Raw genomic sequence first — 21,474 nt, 5'->3', positions numbered from 1 at the left:
TAACGTAAACCAAAAGGGTATGCTGCATCTGCAGCATACCCTTATCGAAATTTAGGGGAGAGGATACCCATCTATAAAGTGCTGCTGGCTGACGATGAAATATTGGACCTAGAGGGCATGAGGAGCTTTATTCCATGGGAGAGTCTTGGAATGACCGTGGTTGATTCGGTCAATAATGGATTTGCAGCATGGGAAGTCCTGCAACGAGAGGATATCGACATTCTTGTGACGGATGTACGCATGCCCAATATGACTGGTATTGAACTAGCGCAAAAAGCGCTGAAGATACATGATGAATTACAGGTTATTTTTGTGAGTGGTTACCAGGATTTCAGTTATGTTAAACAGGCAATCGCATTAAACGCTTGTAATTACGTGCTGAAGCCCATGGAGGACCAAGAGCTGATTGAAGAGTTGACCAAAGTTCGGATTGAGCTGGACAGGCTCCATGACCGCAAGGAAACAGAACGGGCTTATCAACTGATGGTACCGATTCTCAAAAATCAGTACCTGCTGCAAATTCTCCAGAAGCCTTATGACGGTGCCATGCTGGGTATTATTAAGCGGGAATATCAACTTCATGAGATGAACTGGCCCGTGCGAGTCATATTACTTGAAGTGGATGATGTCAGCTCCTGGCGGAGCAATCATTACGAGGTCGAGAATCCGAGTGGATTAAATGAGCAGTACTTCACGAGATTGCATAAAGAGCTGGAATGTTGCGGATTCAGGCATATATGCAAGGTGACAGATCAGCGGATGGCAGTACTCATGGATACGACAAAAGGCAAGGAAGAGATTCAGTCATTACTGACGGCGCTAGGCCAAGAGTATCCCCTAACCGTGACCGTAGGTGAGGGAGGGACTGCGAATCAGCTTGAAGAACTTCATCCGTCCTACGTTATGGCAGAGGGTGCCCTTGACTATAAAATGTTTCGTGGAAAAGGGAAATGGATACTTTATAACGAAGTGCCGACAGAGGACCGGGAGGACGCCAAAAGCCTCGATATCAGGCTGGACTCTTTATTTACCGCTATGACGAATTATGAGATCGTCAAAATCCACGATGAGATCGAAGCCATACAACTGCTTGCATCCAATATCCGCTCCAAATTTACGGTTCGAAATCTTGGAGTATACATTATATTGAAGTTGGACGCGCATTTGCATACGATGCATGAAGACCTGTTTCGGATGCTGGGAATCGAACTGAAAAACCTCGATGTACTCTTGCAATTTGAAACGATGGACGATATTTTCTCGTGGTTAAGAATGAAAGTTTTTGAGATTTCGGAGCAATTGAAATTTCGCAAATCGTCCAAGAATGGACGTCTTGTTGAGGAGATTATTGATAATATACGAGAGCGGGTTCACGAGAATATTACGCTCCGGGATATGGCGAACCGTTTTTCCTTTTCTCCAAACTATCTAGGTGTTCTGTTTAAGGAAGAAACCGGTTATAATTTTAGTGATTATGTCATCAAGATTCGTATGGAGCGAGCCAGAGATCTATTAGTCAGCACGAAACTTAAAATATATGAAGTGGCTTCTCAAACAGGTTACCAGTATTTGCCCTATTTTAGTCGTCAATTCAAAGAGATGTATGGAATGACACCACTGGAGTATAGGCGTAAACACTCTTAATACTACTATACCGCTTGTAATGAGGTTGTGATTAGGTTTGGCGGGGAAATTCGAGCGTATCCGGGTCAAGATACCATTTGGCTTCAAATTAATGATTTCTTACTGTGTATTCATCATAATACCGGTATTGCTTGTAGGAAATATCGCGAACCAGGTATTTATCAAATCGATTAGAGAACAAACGTATAATAACATTCAGGGTACCCTGCACCAAATGAGTGATAATATTTCGTATAAAATGGAAGACATCGTCCGCGTTTCCGACATGCTCTACTTTGATTCGTCCTTTAATAACCGACTGCGTTATTCAGAAAGTACATGGGTAAGCTACGATACGATGGTCAATGTCCTGATTCCGAAGTTGGAAACGGCGATTAACACAGCGAACTCCAAGATTTGGCTGTCGATTTATTTACGGAATGAAGAGTTAAGGGAAATTTATAATAATTATAGTTACTCTGATCCGCTTGAGTCCAACACGCGTTTATTTGATATATATCAGTATGAGCGCCTGGTGGATAAGACCTGGTACAAGCTCTATCCCCAAGAGGAAAACTATGGATCGACGCTGGAATGGAAGCAGGTTGAAAATGATGCGGGCAACGGTCGTATTTCACTTTTGCGCAGGCTGATCGACATCAGTTCTATACAGCTGCAGGAGATTGGATTCGTGCGAATCAATGTCAGTCTCGAAGATATGTTCGAAAGCATGGATTATAATAAAATTGGTGATGGGACAGCGTTATATTTGTCGGATTCGCAAGGCAGAGTCATTCTTTCTTCGGGCGGGGTACAGACAACCGTGTTTAAGGAGAACGAGCTGCGCAATAATGGAGACTTGCTTATTCGTAAGCCGATTCCCGTGCTCGGCTGGAATCTTATCGCTGTCGTTCCTGCAGAAATCGTGGAGAAAGATACGGTGAAAATCCGGAACCTCACCCTGCTTATTTGCCTCATTTGCATTGCTATATTTTTTGTAGTCAGCATCGTAATATCCAAGTACTTCAGCTTACGCGTATCCAAGATCGTCTCTGTTCTGGATTCTTTTCAGGAAGGTGCATTTCATAAACGGGCTCAGTTCAAGGGAAACGATGAGTTTACACATATTGCTTCAGCCCTGAATGATATGGGCAGCAATATCGGCAAGCTGATTAATGAGGTATATCTGGCCGACCTTCAGAAAAAACAAGCGGAACTGGAGTCGCTGCATGCGCAGATTAATCCGCATTTCCTATACAACACCCTATCCTCCATCAGCCGTCTGGCGCGGTTTGGGATGCTGGATAAGCTGCAGCGCATGGTGATGGACTTAGCGAAGTTTTATCGACTGTCTCTTAATGATGGCCGGAATATCATCTCTGTGAAGAATGAATTGGAACAGGCTCAGGCATATGTGGATATTCAAAAGATTAAATACGACGAACGGATGCAGGTTACTTATGATTTTGAGCCGGAAGTGGTCCGGTATGAGACCGTAAAATTGATTTTGCAGCCGTTTATCGAGAATGTGCTGGAGCATGCCTGGACCGGGGATTATATACATGTTCGAATTACCGCCAGAGTGCTGGAAGATGTTCTGGAATTTAAAATTATCGATAATGGCGTCGGGTTCCCGCCCGGCAGAGTTCTGGACAATACAGGCGGACAGGATCTAACCAATGCCGGATATGGCATTCGGAATGTGGATCAACGAATCAAACTTCACTATGGCAGCGAATACGGGGTTACATTATTCAGCCGTGCCGGTATTGGGACGACGGTAAGAATTGTGATCCCCCTCGTGAAGCGAACCGTAGCGGAAGGACGCAGCAAAACATTAATGTAACAGGGGGCCTATATCTCCCGATCGTTCAGGCTTCAAGAATGGGCTTGACGAGGGGAGATATTTTTTGTATATTTACTTTATCGGTTAAAAGCATAAAAGCTTAAAAGCGAACAAGCGCGAAAGCGACTATCCAACAATAAAATGGAATATATTCAGAAAGAAGGTTTTATTATGATCGTTATTACATCCAATCAAATATCAGAGGAACAAGTTCAGTATATTGTAAGCGAGATTGAGAAGGAAGGACTCCAGGCTCATGTATCCAAGGGAGCGGATCGTACCGTGATCGGGCTGATCGGCAGCGTAAACCCGAAGCTTGCGGAGCATCTTCGCCAAATGAAGGGCGTAGAGAATGTAGTTAAAATCTCCAAGTCCTACAAGCTTGCGAGTCGTGATTTCCATCCGGATGATACCGTCATTGATATTAAAGGCACCAAGATTGGCGGCGGCAATCTGGTCGTTATGGGTGGTCCATGCGCCGTGGAATCGCCGCAGCAGATTGACGAGATTGCGCAGCTGGTTAAGGCAGCAGGCGGACAAGTGCTTAGAGGCGGCGCGTTTAAGCCTCGCACGGGTCCATACAGCTTCCAGGGCGTTGGCGTCGAAGGTTTGATCATGATGGCGGAAGCCGGGCAAAAACACGGCCTGTTGACGATTACGGAGGTTATGACGCCTGAATACGTGGATATATGTGCGGAGTACGCCGATATCCTGCAAGTGGGTACCCGCAATATGCAAAATTTCGATCTGCTTCGGAAACTGGGCACCTGCGGCAAGCCGGTTTTGCTGAAAAGAGGTTTCAGTGCAACCTATGATGAATTCCTGAATGCAGCGGAGTACATTCTTGCCGGCGGCAATCCGAATGTCATGCTCTGTGAACGTGGAATCCGAACATTCGAAACTTACACCCGCAATACGCTGGATTTATCTGCCATCCCTGTTTTACAAGGGTTGAGTCATCTTCCGGTCATCTCTGATCCGAGTCATGGAACGGGACGACGCGAGCTTGTCGAACCGATGTCCAAGGCATCCGTGGCGGCCGGAGCAGACGGCCTTATTATTGAGATGCATACAGACCCGGATAATTCCATGACAGGTGACGGGGTTCAATCCCTGTTCCCGGATCAATTCGCCGCACTGCTTAAAGACTTGGAGCAGCTGGCCCCATTGGTAGGCAAAAGCTTTGCGACTGCCAAAGCGCCTGCTTCTGAATTTGCGCGCGTATAGCATTTGAGCAGTGACGCTGCAACCACAGGGATCGCGTTAAGAACCTGGTCAAGGTTCACCATTTCCTTAAATCTAATTGAGAAGACACCTGCAAAGAGCTTGCAGGTGTCTTTTTTCTGAGTTTACATTAACTGGTTTCTCATGTCATATAAGTTGACATTGTTTTCAAAAATACCTTACATAGGTATTGACGTCAGGTTATCTCCCGGCATATAATGACGAAAAGAAATCGAAAGATTATGAACATTGTTAAGCTGTTTAAGTCTTAATGTTCGGAAATTGGGAGGAAGAGACATGTCGGTAGAGAAAGTATTGCAAACCATTAAAGAGAACAATATTGAGTGGGTCGATTTTCGTTTTGTAGACTTGTCGGGACGGGTTCATCATATTAGCTTGCCGGCTTCAGAAGTAGACGAAGAAACATTCGTGAACGGGGTAGCATTTGATGGATCTTCTATTCCAGGATTCCGCGGCATTGAAGAATCGGATATGGTTATGATGCCTGATCCGGAGTCTTGCTATATCGATCCGTTTACAGCACATCCTACGCTTAACATTATGAGCAACATCTATACTCCGGAAGGGGATGCTTACGAGCGTGACCCGCGCGGTATCGCAGCTCGTGCCGAGCAATACCTTCAAGAGGCCGGTATCGGAACAGCGGCATTCTTTGCACCGGAATCCGAGTTCTTCCTGTTTGATGAAGTTCGCTATGAAAGCTCCATGAACAGCTCCAGCTATTTCGTAGACTCCGAGGAAGCGCATTGGAATACGAACCGTAAGGAAGAAGGCGGCAACCTGGGCTTCAAAGTTGGCGTTAAGGGCGGATATGTTCCAGTAGCGCCTGTGGATACGCAGCAAGATATCCGCAGCGAAATGTGTCGTTTGCTTGATGAAGCAGGACTTCGCGTTGAGCGTCACCACCATGAAGTAGCAACTGCCGGCCAAGCGGAAATCAACTTCCGTTTCGATACATTGAAAAAAACAGCTGACAATTTGTTGATCTATAAATATATCGTGCATAACACAGCGCGCCAATATGGCAAAACCGCTACGTTCATGCCGAAGCCATTGTTCGGGGATAACGGAAGCGGCATGCACGTTCACCAATCCATTTTCGATGGCGACACTCCATTGTTCTACGAGAAAGGCGCTTATGCGAACCTGAGCGAAACAGCGATCCACTATATCGGCGGTATTCTGTACCACGCGCCTGCATTGATCGCTTTGACAAACCCGAGCACCAACTCCTTCAAACGTCTGGTACCAGGCTATGAAGCACCGGTTAACCTCGTATTCTCGAAGGGCAACCGTTCTGCCGCAGTGCGGATTCCGGTTGCGGCCGTAACGCCTAAAGGCTGCCGCATCGAGTTCCGTACACCGGATTCCACGGCGAACCCTTACCTTGCATTCTCCGCTATGCTGATGGCTGGCTTGGACGGTATCAAGCGCAAAATCGATCCAACCGCACTCGGATATGGACCATTCGATAAAAACATCTATGAATTGTCTGACGCCGAGAAGAAAGAAATCCGCAGCGTACCGGGTTCCCTGGATGAAGCTTTGGATGCACTTCAAGCAGACTATGAATTCTTGACAGAAGGCGGCGTATTTACGCAAGAATTCCTCGAGAACTTCATCGAGTTCAAGCGTGCCGAAGCCAAAGCGGTTAATATCCGCGTTCATCCGCACGAGTACTCCCTGTACTACGATCTATAATAAACAACGTTAAAAAGCCCAGGGCATGATGCCCTGGGCTTTTTTTTGTACACATATAAGTCTGGATAGGTTTAGGTTTTAGGTGCGGATTACCATGCCAAATGAGATCAAGGGCTATTTTCAAAGGCATTCATTACTAACGCTGCTCTTAGCTAAAACATACCCGTCACTAAAGCTTTACTCTCAAAAGTAACCATAGCTATGCGTATTGCTTCCGCAAGATTCACGGACGATGAGCTCAGGCTCAACGACAAAGGAGCTCACGGGTGATTGCTTATGGATTAGGTCGTAGAGCATGAGCGCTGCCAGGCGGCCGATTTTCTCTTTATTTTGCCGAATCGTCGTTAATTTGGGAGTTGTATATTTGCACGCTTCAATGTCGTCACAACCGATGATCGATACATCGTCAGGGACATTCAGACCGTGTTCCTGAAGCGCTTGGATGGCTCCAATCGCAATCTGGTCGGAGGCTGCAAAGATCGCGCGGGGGAGAGAACCCGCTTGAATCAGCCGCGTCATGGCTTTATATCCGCTTGCCTCATGAAAATCTTCACCGTTCAAGAACCATTCCGCACGGGCCGGAAGTCCAAAGCTTTCCATGGCGTTACGATAACCGGCCTCACGCATGTTGGAGATTTCAGACTCCTTGCTGCCTCCGATGAACCCCAAGTCTCTGAGGCCTTGAAGATAGAAATGCTCCACGACCTTCGAGGACATTTTATAATTATCGGACATGATATGCCCCGACATTTCGCCGAACAGTTCTATATCGACCCCAATGCACGGAATGTCGCTCTCATCAAGCTCCTTGATGGAGGGCTCTATTTCCTCGCCGGATATAATGACACAGCCATCCACCTGATAATGACGGCATCGGCCGAGGTAGTCGGCGTCATCCCCTTGGAATTTCTCATTCGAAAAAAACAGCAGATCGTAACCGAGCACCCCCATTTGCTTCTTAAAGGAATTGAGAACTTCAACAAAAAAAGGATGGGTAAAATCGACATTCAGCTTTCCCGCAAATATGATGCCGATTAAATTGGATTTTTTGGTTGCTAATGTTTTCGCGGAGTTCGAAGGGGTGTATCCCGTCTCTTTCATAATTTCCAACACCCGTGCTTTGGTTTCCTCGGACACATCACTGTAGTTGTTGATAATCTTGGAGACGGTGGATACGGATACCCCGGCCATTTTAGCGATTGTTTTAATGTTTAACGCCATGCGAAACGCCCCTTATTCTGTTTATGATGTCACTTCATAATTTTCGTAAGTTTTCGTTAATCATGATTGCCAATGATTTGTATGTGTAAGGTTAAGGAGAGAAAGAGCCGTTTTATACGTGTTTTCAACTCGAAATGTGTTGTTTAAGAACACGATTTTATATGATCCGATAGAGTGATAACGGAAAATATATCGATGAAGCCTACCATTGTGATCAGTATTAACCAATCCGGTTGCAACGTATACAGCACATATCCGAAACTGTTTCGTAAATTAGTGTATCTGCTTTACCTAGGTAAGTCAATGAAGAGAATAGCCGGGATGCTTGTTATAGAAAGGAATTATGCTGAAATATGTTCAATAATGAAATATTGCGACAAAGAGAAAAAAAGCTTTGACAAACAAAAAATTATGAGTAATAATAGGCCTTGCGAAACCGCTTTCGGTATATTTCGCTGAATTACGAAAATTTATAGTGAATGTTTCGTAACATCAAGATTGTACTGGACGAGAAAAAGCGAAAATGATGAATCCGGTTTCATAACGAATTGCACTTTAATTTCAGGGGGTAAAGAAATGATTAAGAAATTATCAGCAATACTTTTGGCGGGTGCTCTGACTTTCTCGCTAGCGGCTTGCGGAAGCAGCGATTCGGCCGATAAGGGTACACCTGCGAAAGGCGATAAAAAGGTCATCAAAATTTTACACTGGAAACAAGATAACATCAATAAAGCGGTTGAAGAGATCAACAAGAAATTTGAAGAGAAATATCCCGAGTATAAGATCGAGTATACCACTACGGGTCCTGATGACGAATACAAGCAGGCCCAAAGAGCGAGAATTACCGCTAATGACGTCGACGTTTTGGCTGATTTATCGGGTATGAGACTCTCCCCGCAGGAATGGACACCGGGTGCGAAAGTGCCTGATTGGCAGCAGTGGATCGATACAGGCTTGATCGCTGATTTGTCCGACCAAGCCTTCATTAAGAATTATAACGCCAACGATATCGAAAAAGCCGGAACTTATAACGATAAAGTGTATGCTATCCCAACGGGCAAGGTTGCGATGTCCGGCCTGTTCTACAATAAGGAAATCTTCGAACAGAATGGATTGAGCGTACCGAAAACATGGTCGGAGTTCATCAAGCTGAACGATGACCTGAAAGCCAAAGGCATTACCCCGATTGTTGTTGCTGGTAAAGACGTATGGCCATTGAAACTTCCTGTTTTCGCCCTGCAAGCAAAAATTCTGGGTGGCGGAGATCAGCAGAAATGGATTGAAGGCGTTTGGAAAGGCGAGACGGCTTACAACGATGAAGAGGCAATCGAAGTATTGGAAAAAATGAAGACGCTTCAAGACAATTACATGATTGACGGATTCATGGGGATTGATTACGCAACGGCGCCTTCCTATTTTGCCACAGGAAAAGCAGCGATGCTGGCTGATGGCTCTTGGGATGCTCCAACCGTCGCAGCAGCGAATCCGGAGCTGAAATTCGGTTACTTCCCGCTTCCGGCTACGGAAGATGCAGCCAAGAATTCCTCCTTTGTCGGCAAGTATGACGTAACCTGGTATGCAGCCGAGAAGGGACCGAACAAAGAAGGGGCTCTAAAATGGCTTGAGTTCTTCTCCGAGCCGGAAAATTACACCACCTTCGTGAAAGCTGCCGGCTTCATCCCGACACAGGATAACATTCAGACGGAGAGCGACTTTATTGACAATGAACTGACTCCATATCTCGGAGAGTTCGAATTGGCGTACGAAATCATGATGATTAACCGTCAAAATATCGGCGAGCATTTGGCTGCAGAAGGCGTTCATACGGAATTCCTGGCACCGGGCGGCCCATACAAAACAGCAAAAGAGCTGGCTGACATTCAACAAAAAGAATGGGAAGCTGCCGCTCCAAAATAAAGCTTCTTCTATTATAAAGAGACCTATATAGAATGAACCATACTGTAGTCGGGGTCTGTGCAGCAGGCCCCGACATTTATTGAAATGGGATTTGCGAGGTGAGAGAGATGTATCCATTTGGAAAAGGATTTAACCGATTCATACCCTTATTGCTGCTGCTGATACCGATGGCGCTTTACATCGTCTTTTATTTTGGACCATCGATCCTGACGGTCATCTATTCCTTTACCGATGTCAAGAACCTCCCGGGCAGCACGTACCAATTTGTCGGGCTGGATAATTATAAGGAATTATTTTTCTCGGGGAACTCAGGAGAGCGGTGGCGTTCCATCGTAAACACCCTGATCTTTATGTTCGTTGTTACGATCGTGCAGAACGGGGTCGCTCTGTTTATCGCCGTCATCATTAACCAGCGCCTGAAAGGCGATTACTTCTATCGTGCCGTATTCTTCCTGCCGGTGGTTCTGGGCGTAGCTGTCGTCGCTTTGATCTGGGGGATGATGTTCGACCCGTTAAACGGACCGGTCAATCGCCTCTACGACGCGCTCTTCGGCTATCAGGACATGTTCTTCGGGAGCTTTACTCATGCGTTCGGCTATATTATCTTCGTCCAGATTTGGATGTACATGGGCTATTCCATGCTGATCTTTCTGGCCGGGCTCCAATCGGTCCCTAAAGATTTATACGAGGCGGGGCATATTGACGGCACCAACAAGTGGCAGTCCTTCCGTCATATTACCTTCCCCCTGATCGCACCGTCCTTTACGGTGAATATGCTGTTATCCATCATTGGCGCCATGTCGACCTTTGATATCATTTTGGCGACAACGGACGGTCGCTTCAATACAAGGACGATGGCGTATGACGTGTACAAAGAGACATTCCGGGGAAGTTTGGAAATGGGCCTTCCTTCGGCGTTATCTGTTGTTCAGTTCCTGATTATTCTCCTCTTTGTTGTGGTGGCGGTCAGACAGACGCGTAAGAGAGAGGTGGAGTATTGATGCGGAATTCCAAAACCACGCAAATTCTTTCTTACGCCGTTGTAGGTTTGCTGCTGATTCTGTATGTCGTTCCGCTGCTGCTTGTATTCAATGTATCGCTCAAATCCTTCAACGAGTATCTGCTCAATCCGATCGGGATCGTTCAGAACATGGAATGGGGCAATTACACGCAAGCATGGTCTGAAGGCAATTTCGCCGGTTATTTTGCGAACAGCTTGATATATACGGTAGCGGCGACGCTGCTGACCATCATCGTGTCGTTGTTTGCGGCGTTTCCGGTAGCGCGCGGATATGTGATGTGGAGCGGCTTTATTTATATGTTCTTTTTGCTGTCCCAGTTTCTTCCGAATCCGATGGTGGCACAGTATAAACTCATGCTGTCCTTCAAGGAGAGCGTATCGTTCTTCGGGTATGATACCAAGCTCGGTTATATCCTGCTGAAAACGACGGGAACGGGCGTTGTGTTCATGATGTTTGTCGGTTACATCAAGTCGATTAGCCGCGATTTGGATGAGGCGGCAGGCATGGATGGTTCCGGTTATATCCGTTACCTGTTCCAGATCATTCTGCCGCTGATGAAGCCGGTTATCGCAACGGGCGTCATTCTGACCGCGATCGGAATCTGGAATGATTTTGTCGGCCCGATCATGTATCTCCCGAGTCCGTCCAATTATCCCATTACGTTCGGCCTGAAGGAATTCAGGGGGCAATACGGGAATAACTGGCCGCTGCTTGCATGCGGAATTATGATCGTAGCCGCACCGTTGATCATTCTGTACACGTTCATACAGAAATATCTGGTGGACGGGGCGCTGGCGGGAGCCGTCAAATCCTAAGGCATAGAGGGGAAGAAATCGCAATATGAAATCAACAGGATGGAAGTTTGAGGGGGACCAGGGTGTCTTTAAGATAAGTCATCCCGAACATCATAACTATTTATATTTTCCTTTAGTGAATGAGGCCGGCATGATGTCGGCCGTCACGCCGAATCTTCACGGTGAAATGACCAGCAGTCATAATACGTTTTTCATGCCGCCCGTTTCGGTGGAGGATCTTCACAATTCCAAGTCCGCGCGTAACTTTTGGGTGCATGTTGACGGGCATGGCGCATGGTCCGTAACCGGCAATTCAGCCAAGCAGAATGCAAGCCGGTTCATGAACGAGGAAGAAGAAAGCCAGCTGGAAGCCGGGTTTTTATGGCATAAGCTGACGCGGATTAATGGAGAGGCCGGACTGCAAGCGGAAGTAACAAGTTTCGTTCCGGTAACGGATGACCAGGTCGAATTAATGAAAGTGAAGCTGACCAACGTAGGCGAGCAGACGCTAAAACTAACCCCTACCGCGGCGATCCCGCTGTATGGCCGTTCGGCAGACGACCTGCGGGACCATCGCCACGTGACATCCCTTCTTCACCGGATCTTTGTCCATCGTAAAGGGATTGAAGTACAGCCTGCTCTCTCATTTGACGAGCGGGGTCACCGTATCAATCACGTATCCTACAGTGTGTTGGGTGCGGAAGCGGACGGTGCGGAACCGATTGGTTATTTTCCGGTGCTTGAAGAATTTATTGGGGAAGGCGGCGCGCTCGATTGGCCTGAGGCGGTCATTGCCAGCAAGCAAGCGGTCGCGCAAGCAGGAGACTCCTTGGCGGGTTACGAGGCCATTGGAGGCCTGCGGTTTGCGGGGGTGCAGCTGCAGCCTGGTGAATCGAAGGCTTATGTTATGGCGATGGTCATTTCGGAAGGTCGCGCCGAGATTGGAACACTTGCCGAAACGTATTTATCGGAGAGACGCTTTGATGAGCTGCTTGCGCAGAATGAAGCCTATTGGAATGATAAACTGAATGCCGTTTCCTTCCAGACCGGTGATCAGCAGCAGGACCTGTGGATGAAATGGGTAACCTTGCAGCCGATATTGAGACGTCTTTATGGCAATTCATTCCTTCCTTATCATGACTATGGCCGTGGGGGACGTGGATGGCGTGACCTATGGCAGGACTGCCTGGCATTGATGATCATGGAACCGTCCGAGGTACGGTATCTGCTGCTTAATAATTACGCGGGTGTACGGATTGACGGAAGCAATGCAACGATTATCGGAACGAAGCCCGGTGAGTTCATCGCTGACCGGAACAACATACCGCGCGTATGGATGGATCATGGTGCATGGCCATTCATGACCACGCTGCTTTATATGGATCAGAGCGGGGATTTGGATTTCCTGAATCAGCCGCAGACCTATTTCCGCGATGTATTCGTGAAACGCTGCCAGGAGAAGGACATCGGATGGCTGCCTGAGCACGGGAATCAGCTCTTAACCGTGGACGGTGAGGTATACGAAGGTACGATACTGGAGCATATGCTGCTGCAGAATCTGGTTCCGTTCTTTAATGTAGGGGAGCACAATAACATCAAGCTTGAGGGGGCAGATTGGAATGATGGTCTTGACCTTGCCCCGGATCGAGGCGAGAGCGTAGCCTTTACTGCGTTCTATGCAAGCAATTTGATGCAGCTTGGCGATCTGCTGCTGGCATGGCGGGACAGCGAAGGCGTGGAGTTAATTGAAATAGCAGAGGAAATGGCCGTGCTGCTCGATTCGCTAACGGCTCCCGTCTCATACGACGATGTGCAGGCGAAGCTGGGGCTGCTTGACCAGTATTATGAGTCAGTTAAAGTCTCCGTGACCGGAAACAAACGAAAGTTTAGCGTGGCGGATGTTGTGCAGGATTTGAAACGGAAAGCCGACTGGATCATCCAGCATTTGCGCGGCAAAGAATGGATGACGAGCCAAGAAGGATATTCGTGGTTTAACGGTTACTACAATAACGATGGAGAGCGCGTGGAAGGTGATCATCCCCTTGGCGTCCGGATGACGCTCACTGGTCAGGTCTTTGCTATTATGGGCGGAATAGCGGACAATGAACAGGTAGGGCAAATAACGAAGGCAGTTGATCGGTATTTAAAAGATCCGAGCATCGGCTATCGCCTGAATTCGAACTTTGGCGAGATTCAGCAAAATCTCGGGAGGGCTTTCGGATTCGCTTTCGGCCATAAAGAGAATGGAGCCATGTTCAGTCATATGAGCGTCATGTACGCTAACGCTCTCTATAAGAGAGGTTTTGTCCGAGAGGGATACGAGGTATTGCAATCGATTTACGATTTAAGCAATGACTTTGAACGCAGCCGCATGTATCCGGGTATTCCCGAGTACATCAACGAGAAGGGGAGAGGGATGTATCCCTATCTTACCGGGTCGGCAAGCTGGCTTTTGTTGACCATGCTGACCGAGGTTTTTGGAGTAAAAGGAAATTGTGGACATCTGCTCCTGGAGCCGAAGCTCAGGCCTTCGCAGTTCGGAGCCGACGGTACTGCCGTTGTTCATACGCGGTTTGCGGGTAAAGAGCTTCAGATTGTATATAGCAATCCGAAGCGGCTGGATTACGGAAGCTATACGATTCAATCGGTTACGCTGAACGGCGAGAAGATTCAGCTGCGCAGTCAGAAGCAGGAGTCTGCCGAACTGGATCGCAGCTTGCTGTCCGCGTTATCCGATGACGATTGTCAGCGGATTCTTGTCGAGCTTGCCTAACGCGCGAGCATACAATATTTCGGAATCCCTGGCAGGCAATTCGGCCGGGGCTTCTTCATCATGAATGGAGCGATTGTTTTGGGACATCAATTAGCAAACGGACAATTGGAAGTTGATATTGCGGAAATCGGCCGTTATCAAGGCACGCGTTTTGACCGAACCGGTTTCATTACCCAGGTCAAATTAACCAAGAGCGGTCACACCTTCTGTGTACACGAGTTTGCGGAGGGTTTTAACGCCCAGGGCGGGTCTGGATTGTGTAACGAGTTTGGACTGCATGAGGGGATGGGGTATGCAGAGGCCGAAGTAGGAGGGTGGTTTCCTAAATTAGGGGTAGGGCTTCTTAAACGGGTCAGCGAGGACCCGTATCACTTTCAGTATACGTATCCGGTGGAACCGTTCGATGTGGATATCACTTCGGATGATGTGAGCATTTCCTATACGATTCATCCTAAGAACGTCAAGGGGTATGCGGCAAAACTCGTTAAGAAAATCTCGATTCAGGACACGGCAATGACGATAGATTATGAGCTCTGCAATGAAGGAAGCCAGAGGATCGATACGGAGGAGTATATTCATAATTTCATAGGGATTAACGAGGAGCTGGTAGGACCAGAGTATAAGCTGAAGTTACCGGTCCCTGTCCGTTTTACGGAGGTCGAATCGGATTATACATCGGATCTGCTATCCGTTCAGGATTGCGAGATAGGCTGGAACGCCAGACCGAACAAGCCTTTTTACGGAAGAATACAAGGCTTCAACGGCAGCGATTATTCCTATTCATGGGAGCTAACGCACACTGCCAGCAGGGCGGGAGTAAGGGAGATCAGTGATTTTCCGGTCGCGTATATGGCTCTGTGGGGGATGGGCCATGTCATCTCGCCGGAAGTGTTTATTCAACTGAGCCTGGCTCCCGGAGAAAAGAGAACCTGGAGCAGAAAGTATCAATTCTTCTGTTGGTAGCCGGACAATTTAATGTGAATAATTACACTTGAAGGTCTATGGGATTGTTGCTATGATTAGCGTTAATTAGCATTCATAGTAGAGAAAGGGTGGAGAGTCTTTTGAGCAAGAGAGCATACAATTTTAACGCAGGACCTGCTGCATTGCCGCTTGAAGTGTTGGAGCGCGCCCAGGCCGAATTCGTCAATTACGGGGATACCGGCATGTCGATCATGGAAATGTCGCATCGCGGTGCTGTGTATGAAGCCGTTCATAACGAAGCGCAGGAGCGCCTGCTGTCCCTGCTGGGGAATCCATCCGGCTATAAGGTGTTGTTCATCCAGGGCGGTGCAAGCACACAATTTGCGATGATTCCGATGAACTTCCTGGGACAAGATCAGGTTGCGAACTATGTAATGACGGGAAGCTGGTCTGACAAGGCGATTAAAGAAGCCAAGCTGATCGGCGAAACTCATGTGGCGGCCTCTTCCGAGGAGAGCAAGTATATGGCTCTGCCTAGCCTTAAGGACATCCAGCTGTCGGATCGTGCAGCTTATCTCCATCTTACGTCCAATGAAACGATTGAAGGTACGCAGTTTAAGGAATTCCCGGATACCGGCTCGGTGCCGCTTATTTGTGATATGTCGAGCGATATTCTCAGCCGTCCGTTCGATTTGAACCAATTCGCCATGGTTTATGCGGGTGCTCAGAAGAACCTGGGGCCGTCCGGTGTAGCGGTTGTGATCGTTAGAGAGGATATGATTACAGATTCTCCTAAACATCTGCCAACTATGCTCCGCTACAATACGTATTTGAAAAATAACTCGCTGTACAATACGCCGCCGTCATTCGGCATCTATATGATCAACGAAGTGCTGAAGTGGATTGAGGAGAAGGGCGGCCTGCAAGGCGTTCAAGAGATGAACCGCAAGAAAGCCGCACTCATTTACGATGCCATCGATCACAGCGAAGGCTTCTACCGCGGCTGCGTGAATGCAGAGGTACGTTCCGATATGAACATTACCTTCCGTCTTGCTTCCGAGGAGCTGGAGAAGGAATTCGTGAAGGCTTCGGAGCAAGCAGGCTTTGTCGGCCTGAAGGGTCATCGCAGCGTTGGCGGTTTGCGCGCTTCGGTCTATAACGCCGTTCCGTACGAGAGCGCTCAGGCGCTCGTAGAATTCATGCAGCAGTTTAAGAACAGTCACAGCTAATATCATATAAGATTACACCATGATAACCTTCCGCCGTTCGGCGGAAGGTTATTTCTGGATATCCCGGGAAATCGGGAAGGAATCGGTTATAATAAAAATAAAACAGAAGAAAAGGTGGACTTATCAACATGGCATTACACATCGTACTAGTCGAACCGGAAATTCCAGCCAATACGGGCAATATCGCCAGAACTTGCGCCGCAACGGGCACACATCTGCACCTGGTCCGTCCGCTCGGCTTTAATACAGATGACAAAACCTTGAAACGGGCCGGGCTGGATTACTGGTATGCCGTACATATTGAATATCATGATTCCTTTGAGGAGCTGCAGGCACTCTATCCGGAAGGACGCTATTTCTACGCCACGACGAAGGCAACCAAGCGTTATATGGACATTGATTATCAAGACGGGGATTTTTTGGTGTTTGGCAAAGAAACCAAGGGATTGCCGCCGGAGCTGCTAGCCGCGAATCGTGAGCATTGTATTCGCATGCCGATGACCGATAAGGTGCGTTCTTTGAATTTATCCAACTCTGCAGCGATTATGGTATATGAAGCATTGCGTCAATTGGATTTCCCGGGTATGGAATAAGTTATGCAAAACTTTGAGTTTTTTGGGGAATATCATCCAGTATACCTAGTTGATATTGAAAAAAACTAAGAAATTCTTAATTTCCAGCAGGATTCGACAACTTTTTATCGAACTATTATACTAGGCCCTTGTTATCAGTTCTGAACTGTGGTGTCAGAAATCACTTGTTGAAAATGAAAGAGGTGTACAATCGTTATGAAACCTGCTGGTGTTGTTCGTAAAGTGGATCAGCTGGGAAGAATCGTTCTGCCTAAGTCTCTACGCAAGAGATATCAAATGAACGAGGGGGATCCCGTAGAAATTCTTGTACAGGGGGACCATATCATATTGGAGCGCTATCGTCCGAAATGCGTCTTCTGTGGTTCTATGGACGGAGTAAGCGAGTTTAAAGAACGCTATATCTGTTCACAATGCATGTCCGAAATGCAGCAGCTTCCGAAACATGCTTAGGACCTTAAATGAATCACCTTTTGCGCATCGCTAATGAGCGGTGCCTTTTTTGTCCCTCAAAAAAATAAAACTCCCCCGATATACGAGGGAGACGCCTTACAGGCCTTTGGTTTTATCATCATTGTATGCCGCGGTCCAAATGCCAACCATGTAAAGGGCGAATACGAGCATGACGATCCAAAATGTTAATGAGAACGACATTCTTGCCACCTCCTGCTAAGCTAACCTTATTATAACCACCTTGAGCCAAAAAATAAACGAGAATATGAGGGCCGATTCTATCATTTGAAAAATAAGAAGTGCGTAGGTACCGGACGCAGACTTCCGTCCGATGGTTTGTTCACGACGCGGCCGTTTAGGATGAGGGATGCGGACCCGCCGCCATCCAGATTATACGCATCGATCACGCCCAGCTTTTTAAGCTTGTTTTGCAGCTCTTGCAGCGTGGCTCCCGATTTGCCTTTCTCATCATATCCTTCGGTAACCAGGATGAGCAGCTGATCGTCCTTGTAGTTGCCGATGACGGTACGCGGTGCGCGGCCGGGGGTCGTTCTCCATTTCTCGGGAATTGTCGTCTTGCTGCCGTTTTGGAGCAGCACGGGGACAAAGGTAGCACCGAACATGGGATCGAGCCGGTCAAGCTCGCTCTGGCTGTAGAACTTGCCACCGATCAGCTTGCCGGATTTGCTCATGCCGACAAAGGCAAGATCCTTAAAGCTCGGTTGAAACCCCGAGACGTATTTGCCATCATAATAGGTCGTGCTCAGTGGATGTCTGCCCCCGTTCCCGTCAGCGTATCCACCGGCATTAATCCCCGCGACCGCACCATGCCGGCTTACGGCGCGCATGGTGGTTTCGACGGACCCGGGTCTGCCGCTTTCGCTGCCAAGCGACATCTTCATCGCGGAAGGATCCTTCAGTTTGACCTTCATCGCATAGCCGTGATAGGTGCCCGGATTGATCTTGTACAATTCGATTCGAATCCGGTCACTGTTGACCGTTTCAATAGGGACACCCAATTTGGTTGTGATCCTTCGATTATAGATTTGCTCCGGGCGCGCGGCTTGCGATTCCGCTGTTTGCAGAATGGTTCCCACTGTGGCCGTCGTCTGCCGATAGAGCTTGGCCGTTTTTTCAATGGAGGATATCGTCTGTTCCGCAGAGACGGCGGCTTGATCCAAATCCTGTTTGATCACGGCTGATTGTTCCGATATGCTGCCGGATGGTATGTACTCGGCGGTGTCGTGCGACAGACGCGGCGGTTCCGTGATGAACCACATACACAGCAGCATTCCGATAAAAGGTGCAATGGCCAGCATAAACGTACGGTTTAACTGCTTGGGACGGATATACTTCAGTTTTCTCACTTCAGCAGCTCCATCTTGCGTTCCAGCTCTTTCAGCTGTTTCTCAACTTGGCTTAGTTGACTGTACAGCTTGTTGCTGTTGTCCGTTTTGCCGCTAGCCTGATCCTTGGTAAAGGTCAGCAGCTCATTAAACGACTGAACCTTGCTCTGCATTTCGTCCATTTCCTGAACCAGCTCGTTAAACCTTTGGTCGTACTCTGCTTTGAATGACGCCATTTCCTGGCGCGTATCCTGCTGCAGCTGCACCACAACTTGCTCCTTCAAGTGATTGCTATATAGGTAGGCTGCGGTGGTACCCAGCCCGATGAGAACAATCCAAAATACCCAGAACCATTTGGTGGATGGCCCCTTTTGCTGCACTTCCTCACGGGATTTATAGGGGGTATTGTGTTCCTGGTCCAACATTGGCATTTCATCACCCCTCAAAAACTATCATTTTTTCCAAATTTCATTCTAACATGTCAGAATTACTTTCGCAAAGACGAACCAATAGCACTTGTTTTTATGAAAAATAGATTGCCTAGAAAGATAGAGTGGGATACAATCTGTATAGATTTGATTATCAAATAGGATACATATAAGACATTCGCCATGCATACCGTCAAAGGCCCTGCGCCTATAGGATTAATTAACCTAATTTCTATACGTATAACGGCTCTAAATTGCGTCTATCCATATCTGCAAACAACGAAGATTCGCAATACCGGATATGTAAGAAATTGACGGCGCTTACTTAATAGAGATACTAGAGATTCAAGTTTGTTGATACAGGAGGTCTATTAGAAAATGAATCAGGTTTGGCGGGTAGTTATCGTCGGCAGTCAACCTACAAGCATGCTGGGAACAAAATTGATTTTGGAAGAGCAGCAGGATCTGCTCGTTGAGGGAATGACATCCTCGGATTCAGAAGGGCTTCGCATGGTCGGGGATTTGCTTCCTGACTTGGTACTATTGGATTATCATTTGTCGGAACATACCTCGGAAGCCGTATTGGAGCAGATGAAGCAGCTGTCCCCGAAGACCCATGTCGTCATTATGACCGACAATGATGGCCTTCCTTTGCTGCAATCCTTGATCAGCCGCGGGGCAAGCGGCCTATTGTCCAAGCAGGCATCCACATTTCAGCTCATACATATGATTACCGGGCTCCGGGAAGGCGTTGCCTCGCTGCCGCTCGACTGGGTAAGGCAAGGCATCTGGCCGTTAACGGCCTCTGCAATGAACGAAGGCGGACTCCAGCTCTCCGAGACGGAGGCTTTTATAATGGAACGGATTGTCCAGGGCATTACATACGACAAAATCGCCATGGAAATTCAGGTGAGCCGCCGCTCGATTGACAATTACCTTCGTAAAATCTACGTGAAACTCGGGGTATCCACCCGTGCACAGGCGATCGAGAAGTATGCGCTGTATACCCGTCAAGGCAGGCAAATATATGCCTAAGGCAGGATTAAGGTATAATATATACATATCAGGAATACCTTTTAGAGGTTGTTAAGAGGCTCCTGAATACAAAACCGAGGTTTTGATAACGGTTAGAGGAGGGACTTCCATGCAGTATTCCTTTGCTTCCCGTGCACAGACCCTTTTGTCATCCCCGCTGCGCGATATCAGGGAACTTGCGAAGCGGGATTCTTTTATTTCCTTGGCAGAAGAGCTGCCGGCCGAAGAGTTATTTCCTTTGCATTCACTGGCAGAAGCGGCGACCTCGGTGCTCTCCGAGGACCCGCTCGCCTTGCAGTACGGTGAGGCCGAAGGCTATGGACCGCTGCGCGAGTGGCTGAGCGAGGACTTTTCCCGCCGTAAAGGCCTGAGCGTCCAGCCGCAGCATATTCTGCTGACCACGGGCACGCAGCAGGCCATCGATTTGCTTGTCAGGGTGTACGTGGACCCGGGCGATCCGGTGCTGGTGGAGAACCCCACCTCACCGGGACTGCTCCAGGTGCTGCGTCTCCAAGGTGCCGTCATCGTGCCTGTGGAGGGAGATCAAGACGGGATGCTGCCGGAGCACCTGGAGGCCATGATCCGGCAGCACAAGCCGAAGCTGCTTATGGCTGCGCCCAATTTTACCAATCCGACAGGCGTGATGTGGAGCTTGGAGCGGCGTCAGCAGGTGCTGGAGCTGTGTATCTCGCATGGACTTCTTATCGTGGAGGATGATTCTTACGGCGATCTTTATTTTGCGGACGCCAAGAATCCGAAACCCCGAATTCCTTCCATCTTCTCACTAGAGGAGCCGCAGGGAGGACATGTTCTGTATGTGGGCTCGTTCAGTAAAACGGTAGCGCCGGCGCTGCGTACGGGATGGGCTGCCGGGAACCGGCGCTTGATTGAGATGATGACGGCCGTGAAGCAGATGGCCGACTGGCAATCCAGCATGCTGAACCAGCGGATGCTGCACCATCTGCTGGAATCGAAGCATTTCAAGCTGGAGGACCATATCGGCATGCTTAATCGGGAATACGCAACGAGGCTCAAGCTGATGGTGGAGCTGCTGAAACGCAGCGCGTGGAAGGATTCGAAGTATGCGGTGCCTCCCGGGGGAATGTTTCTCTGGGTACAGCTGCCTCCGGGATTGAATGGGGATGCGCTCCTAAGAGCCGCTCTATTAAAAGGAGCCGCTTTCCTGCCAGGCTCGATGTGCTCGGCGGCAGATCGTACCCGTGAGTGTATCCGGCTGAATTTTACGCACCCGGGGCGGGATGAGCTGCTGCTCGGCATGAATCTCATCAGCGAAGCCGTGATGGAATTTACAGCCCGGAATTAGACA

Annotated in this window: 17 protein-coding genes; 14 read left to right on the top strand and 3 right to left on the bottom strand. The window is 48.2% G+C overall.

Annotated features, from left to right (window positions below):
* The first annotated feature begins 117 nt into the window (after nucleotides 1-117).
* From MKX98_RS26870 to glnA, 4 genes are all read left to right on the top strand, one after another.
* Nucleotides 118-1,644, top strand: a complete 1,527-nt coding sequence (locus MKX98_RS26870) for a helix-turn-helix domain-containing protein (protein ID WP_339219461.1) — start codon at nucleotides 118-120, stop codon at nucleotides 1,642-1,644.
* A gap of 91 nt (nucleotides 1,645-1,735) precedes the next feature.
* The gene (locus MKX98_RS26865) at nucleotides 1,736-3,469 is read left to right on the top strand and encodes a sensor histidine kinase (protein ID WP_339224587.1); all 1,734 of its coding nucleotides are present in this window, start codon (nucleotides 1,736-1,738) and stop codon (nucleotides 3,467-3,469) included.
* Between the two features lie 171 nt (nucleotides 3,470-3,640).
* The gene (aroF, locus tag MKX98_RS26860) at nucleotides 3,641-4,696 is read left to right on the top strand and encodes a 3-deoxy-7-phosphoheptulonate synthase (protein WP_260068141.1); all 1,056 of its coding nucleotides are present in this window, start codon (nucleotides 3,641-3,643) and stop codon (nucleotides 4,694-4,696) included.
* Between the two features lie 294 nt (nucleotides 4,697-4,990).
* Nucleotides 4,991-6,415: a type I glutamate--ammonia ligase gene (glnA, locus tag MKX98_RS26855; protein ID WP_113057606.1), complete on the top strand. Its 1,425-nt coding sequence runs from the start codon at nucleotides 4,991-4,993 to the stop codon at nucleotides 6,413-6,415.
* 183 nt (nucleotides 6,416-6,598) lie between these two features.
* On the opposite strand, the gene MKX98_RS26850 is transcribed toward glnA, so the two are convergent.
* On the bottom strand, nucleotides 6,599-7,636 hold the full coding sequence (locus MKX98_RS26850) for a LacI family DNA-binding transcriptional regulator (RefSeq protein WP_339219458.1): 1,038 nt from the start codon (nucleotides 7,634-7,636) through the stop codon (nucleotides 6,599-6,601).
* Between the two features lie 576 nt (nucleotides 7,637-8,212).
* Here MKX98_RS26850 and MKX98_RS26845 point away from each other — a divergent pair.
* From MKX98_RS26845 to MKX98_RS26810, 8 genes are all read left to right on the top strand, one after another.
* Entirely contained in the window at nucleotides 8,213-9,553 is a 1,341-nt protein-coding gene (locus MKX98_RS26845) for an extracellular solute-binding protein (RefSeq protein ID WP_071217868.1), read from the top strand.
* Between the two features lie 107 nt (nucleotides 9,554-9,660).
* On the top strand, nucleotides 9,661-10,554 hold the full coding sequence (locus MKX98_RS26840) for a sugar ABC transporter permease (protein WP_071217869.1): 894 nt from the start codon (nucleotides 9,661-9,663) through the stop codon (nucleotides 10,552-10,554).
* A complete protein-coding gene (locus tag MKX98_RS26835; protein WP_339219454.1) occupies nucleotides 10,554-11,390 on the top strand; it encodes a carbohydrate ABC transporter permease in 837 nt (278 codons plus the stop codon). Before MKX98_RS26840 ends, MKX98_RS26835 begins: the two co-directional genes overlap by 1 nt.
* A 25-nt stretch (nucleotides 11,391-11,415) precedes the next feature.
* Entirely contained in the window at nucleotides 11,416-14,142 is a 2,727-nt protein-coding gene (locus tag MKX98_RS26830) for a cellobiose phosphorylase (protein WP_339219452.1), read from the top strand.
* A 78-nt stretch (nucleotides 14,143-14,220) separates the two neighbouring features.
* Nucleotides 14,221-15,105: a hypothetical protein gene (locus MKX98_RS26825; protein WP_339219450.1), complete on the top strand. Its 885-nt coding sequence runs from the start codon at nucleotides 14,221-14,223 to the stop codon at nucleotides 15,103-15,105.
* A gap of 101 nt (nucleotides 15,106-15,206) precedes the next feature.
* Nucleotides 15,207-16,295 carry a 3-phosphoserine/phosphohydroxythreonine transaminase gene (serC, locus tag MKX98_RS26820; protein ID WP_260068135.1) on the top strand — a complete coding sequence of 363 codons (1,089 nt, stop codon included), beginning with the start codon at nucleotides 15,207-15,209 and terminating at the stop codon, nucleotides 16,293-16,295.
* Between the two features lie 128 nt (nucleotides 16,296-16,423).
* Complete coding sequence (gene trmL / locus MKX98_RS26815) at nucleotides 16,424-16,888, top strand: tRNA (uridine(34)/cytosine(34)/5-carboxymethylaminomethyluridine(34)-2'-O)-methyltransferase TrmL (RefSeq protein ID WP_194544294.1); 465 nt, start codon at nucleotides 16,424-16,426, stop codon at nucleotides 16,886-16,888.
* A 195-nt stretch (nucleotides 16,889-17,083) separates the two neighbouring features.
* The gene (locus tag MKX98_RS26810) at nucleotides 17,084-17,338 is read left to right on the top strand and encodes an AbrB/MazE/SpoVT family DNA-binding domain-containing protein (RefSeq protein WP_009595823.1); all 255 of its coding nucleotides are present in this window, start codon (nucleotides 17,084-17,086) and stop codon (nucleotides 17,336-17,338) included.
* A 281-nt stretch (nucleotides 17,339-17,619) separates the two neighbouring features.
* Here MKX98_RS26810 and MKX98_RS26805 read toward each other — a convergent pair whose 3' ends face one another.
* Entirely contained in the window at nucleotides 17,620-18,705 is a 1,086-nt protein-coding gene (locus tag MKX98_RS26805) for a phosphodiester glycosidase family protein (RefSeq protein ID WP_194544293.1), read from the bottom strand.
* On the bottom strand, nucleotides 18,702-19,109 hold the full coding sequence (locus MKX98_RS26800) for a hypothetical protein (protein WP_220687333.1): 408 nt from the start codon (nucleotides 19,107-19,109) through the stop codon (nucleotides 18,702-18,704). Before MKX98_RS26800 ends, MKX98_RS26805 begins: the two co-directional genes overlap by 4 nt.
* Before the next feature lie 381 nt (nucleotides 19,110-19,490).
* On the opposite strand from MKX98_RS26800, the gene MKX98_RS26795 reads away from it, so the two are divergent.
* Both MKX98_RS26795 and MKX98_RS26790 read left to right on the top strand, forming a co-directional pair.
* Nucleotides 19,491-20,147, top strand: a complete 657-nt coding sequence (locus MKX98_RS26795) for a response regulator (protein ID WP_076324451.1) — start codon at nucleotides 19,491-19,493, stop codon at nucleotides 20,145-20,147.
* 109 nt (nucleotides 20,148-20,256) lie between these two features.
* Nucleotides 20,257-21,471, top strand: coding sequence for a PLP-dependent aminotransferase family protein (locus tag MKX98_RS26790; RefSeq protein ID WP_071217876.1), 1,215 nt, complete (start codon nucleotides 20,257-20,259; stop codon nucleotides 21,469-21,471).
* Nucleotides 21,472-21,474 lie beyond the last annotated feature (3 nt).

The sequence above is a fragment of the Paenibacillus sp. FSL W7-1332 genome (assembly GCF_037969785.1).
Lineage (GTDB): Bacteria > Bacillota > Bacilli > Paenibacillales > Paenibacillaceae > Paenibacillus_AQ.
The sequence above is the reverse complement of the archived record's forward strand: the minus strand, read 5'-3'. Positions and strand labels throughout refer to the sequence as shown.

Bases quoted from the DNA above. Each gene is read 5' to 3' on its own strand.
- MKX98_RS26870 (WP_339219461.1), top strand. From the start codon at position 118: ATGAGGAGCTTTATTCCATGGGAGAGTCTTGGAATGACCGTGGTTGAT.
- trmL (WP_194544294.1), top strand. From the start codon at position 16,424: ATGGCATTACACATCGTACTAGTCGAACCGGAAATTCCAGCCAATACG.
- MKX98_RS26850 (WP_339219458.1), bottom strand. From the start codon at position 7,636: ATGGCGTTAAACATTAAAACAATCGCTAAAATGGCCGGGGTATCCGTA.
- MKX98_RS26830 (WP_339219452.1), top strand. From the start codon at position 11,416: ATGAAATCAACAGGATGGAAGTTTGAGGGGGACCAGGGTGTCTTTAAG.
- glnA (WP_113057606.1), top strand. From the start codon at position 4,991: ATGTCGGTAGAGAAAGTATTGCAAACCATTAAAGAGAACAATATTGAG.
- MKX98_RS26790 (WP_071217876.1), top strand. From the start codon at position 20,257: ATGCAGTATTCCTTTGCTTCCCGTGCACAGACCCTTTTGTCATCCCCG.
- MKX98_RS26845 (WP_071217868.1), top strand. From the start codon at position 8,213: ATGATTAAGAAATTATCAGCAATACTTTTGGCGGGTGCTCTGACTTTC.
- aroF (WP_260068141.1), top strand. From the start codon at position 3,641: ATGATCGTTATTACATCCAATCAAATATCAGAGGAACAAGTTCAGTAT.
- MKX98_RS26865 (WP_339224587.1), top strand. From the start codon at position 1,736: ATGATTTCTTACTGTGTATTCATCATAATACCGGTATTGCTTGTAGGA.
- MKX98_RS26810 (WP_009595823.1), top strand. From the start codon at position 17,084: ATGAAACCTGCTGGTGTTGTTCGTAAAGTGGATCAGCTGGGAAGAATC.
- MKX98_RS26835 (WP_339219454.1), top strand. From the start codon at position 10,554: ATGCGGAATTCCAAAACCACGCAAATTCTTTCTTACGCCGTTGTAGGT.
- MKX98_RS26795 (WP_076324451.1), top strand. From the start codon at position 19,491: ATGAATCAGGTTTGGCGGGTAGTTATCGTCGGCAGTCAACCTACAAGC.
- MKX98_RS26840 (WP_071217869.1), top strand. From the start codon at position 9,661: ATGTATCCATTTGGAAAAGGATTTAACCGATTCATACCCTTATTGCTG.
- MKX98_RS26800 (WP_220687333.1), bottom strand. From the start codon at position 19,109: ATGTTGGACCAGGAACACAATACCCCCTATAAATCCCGTGAGGAAGTG.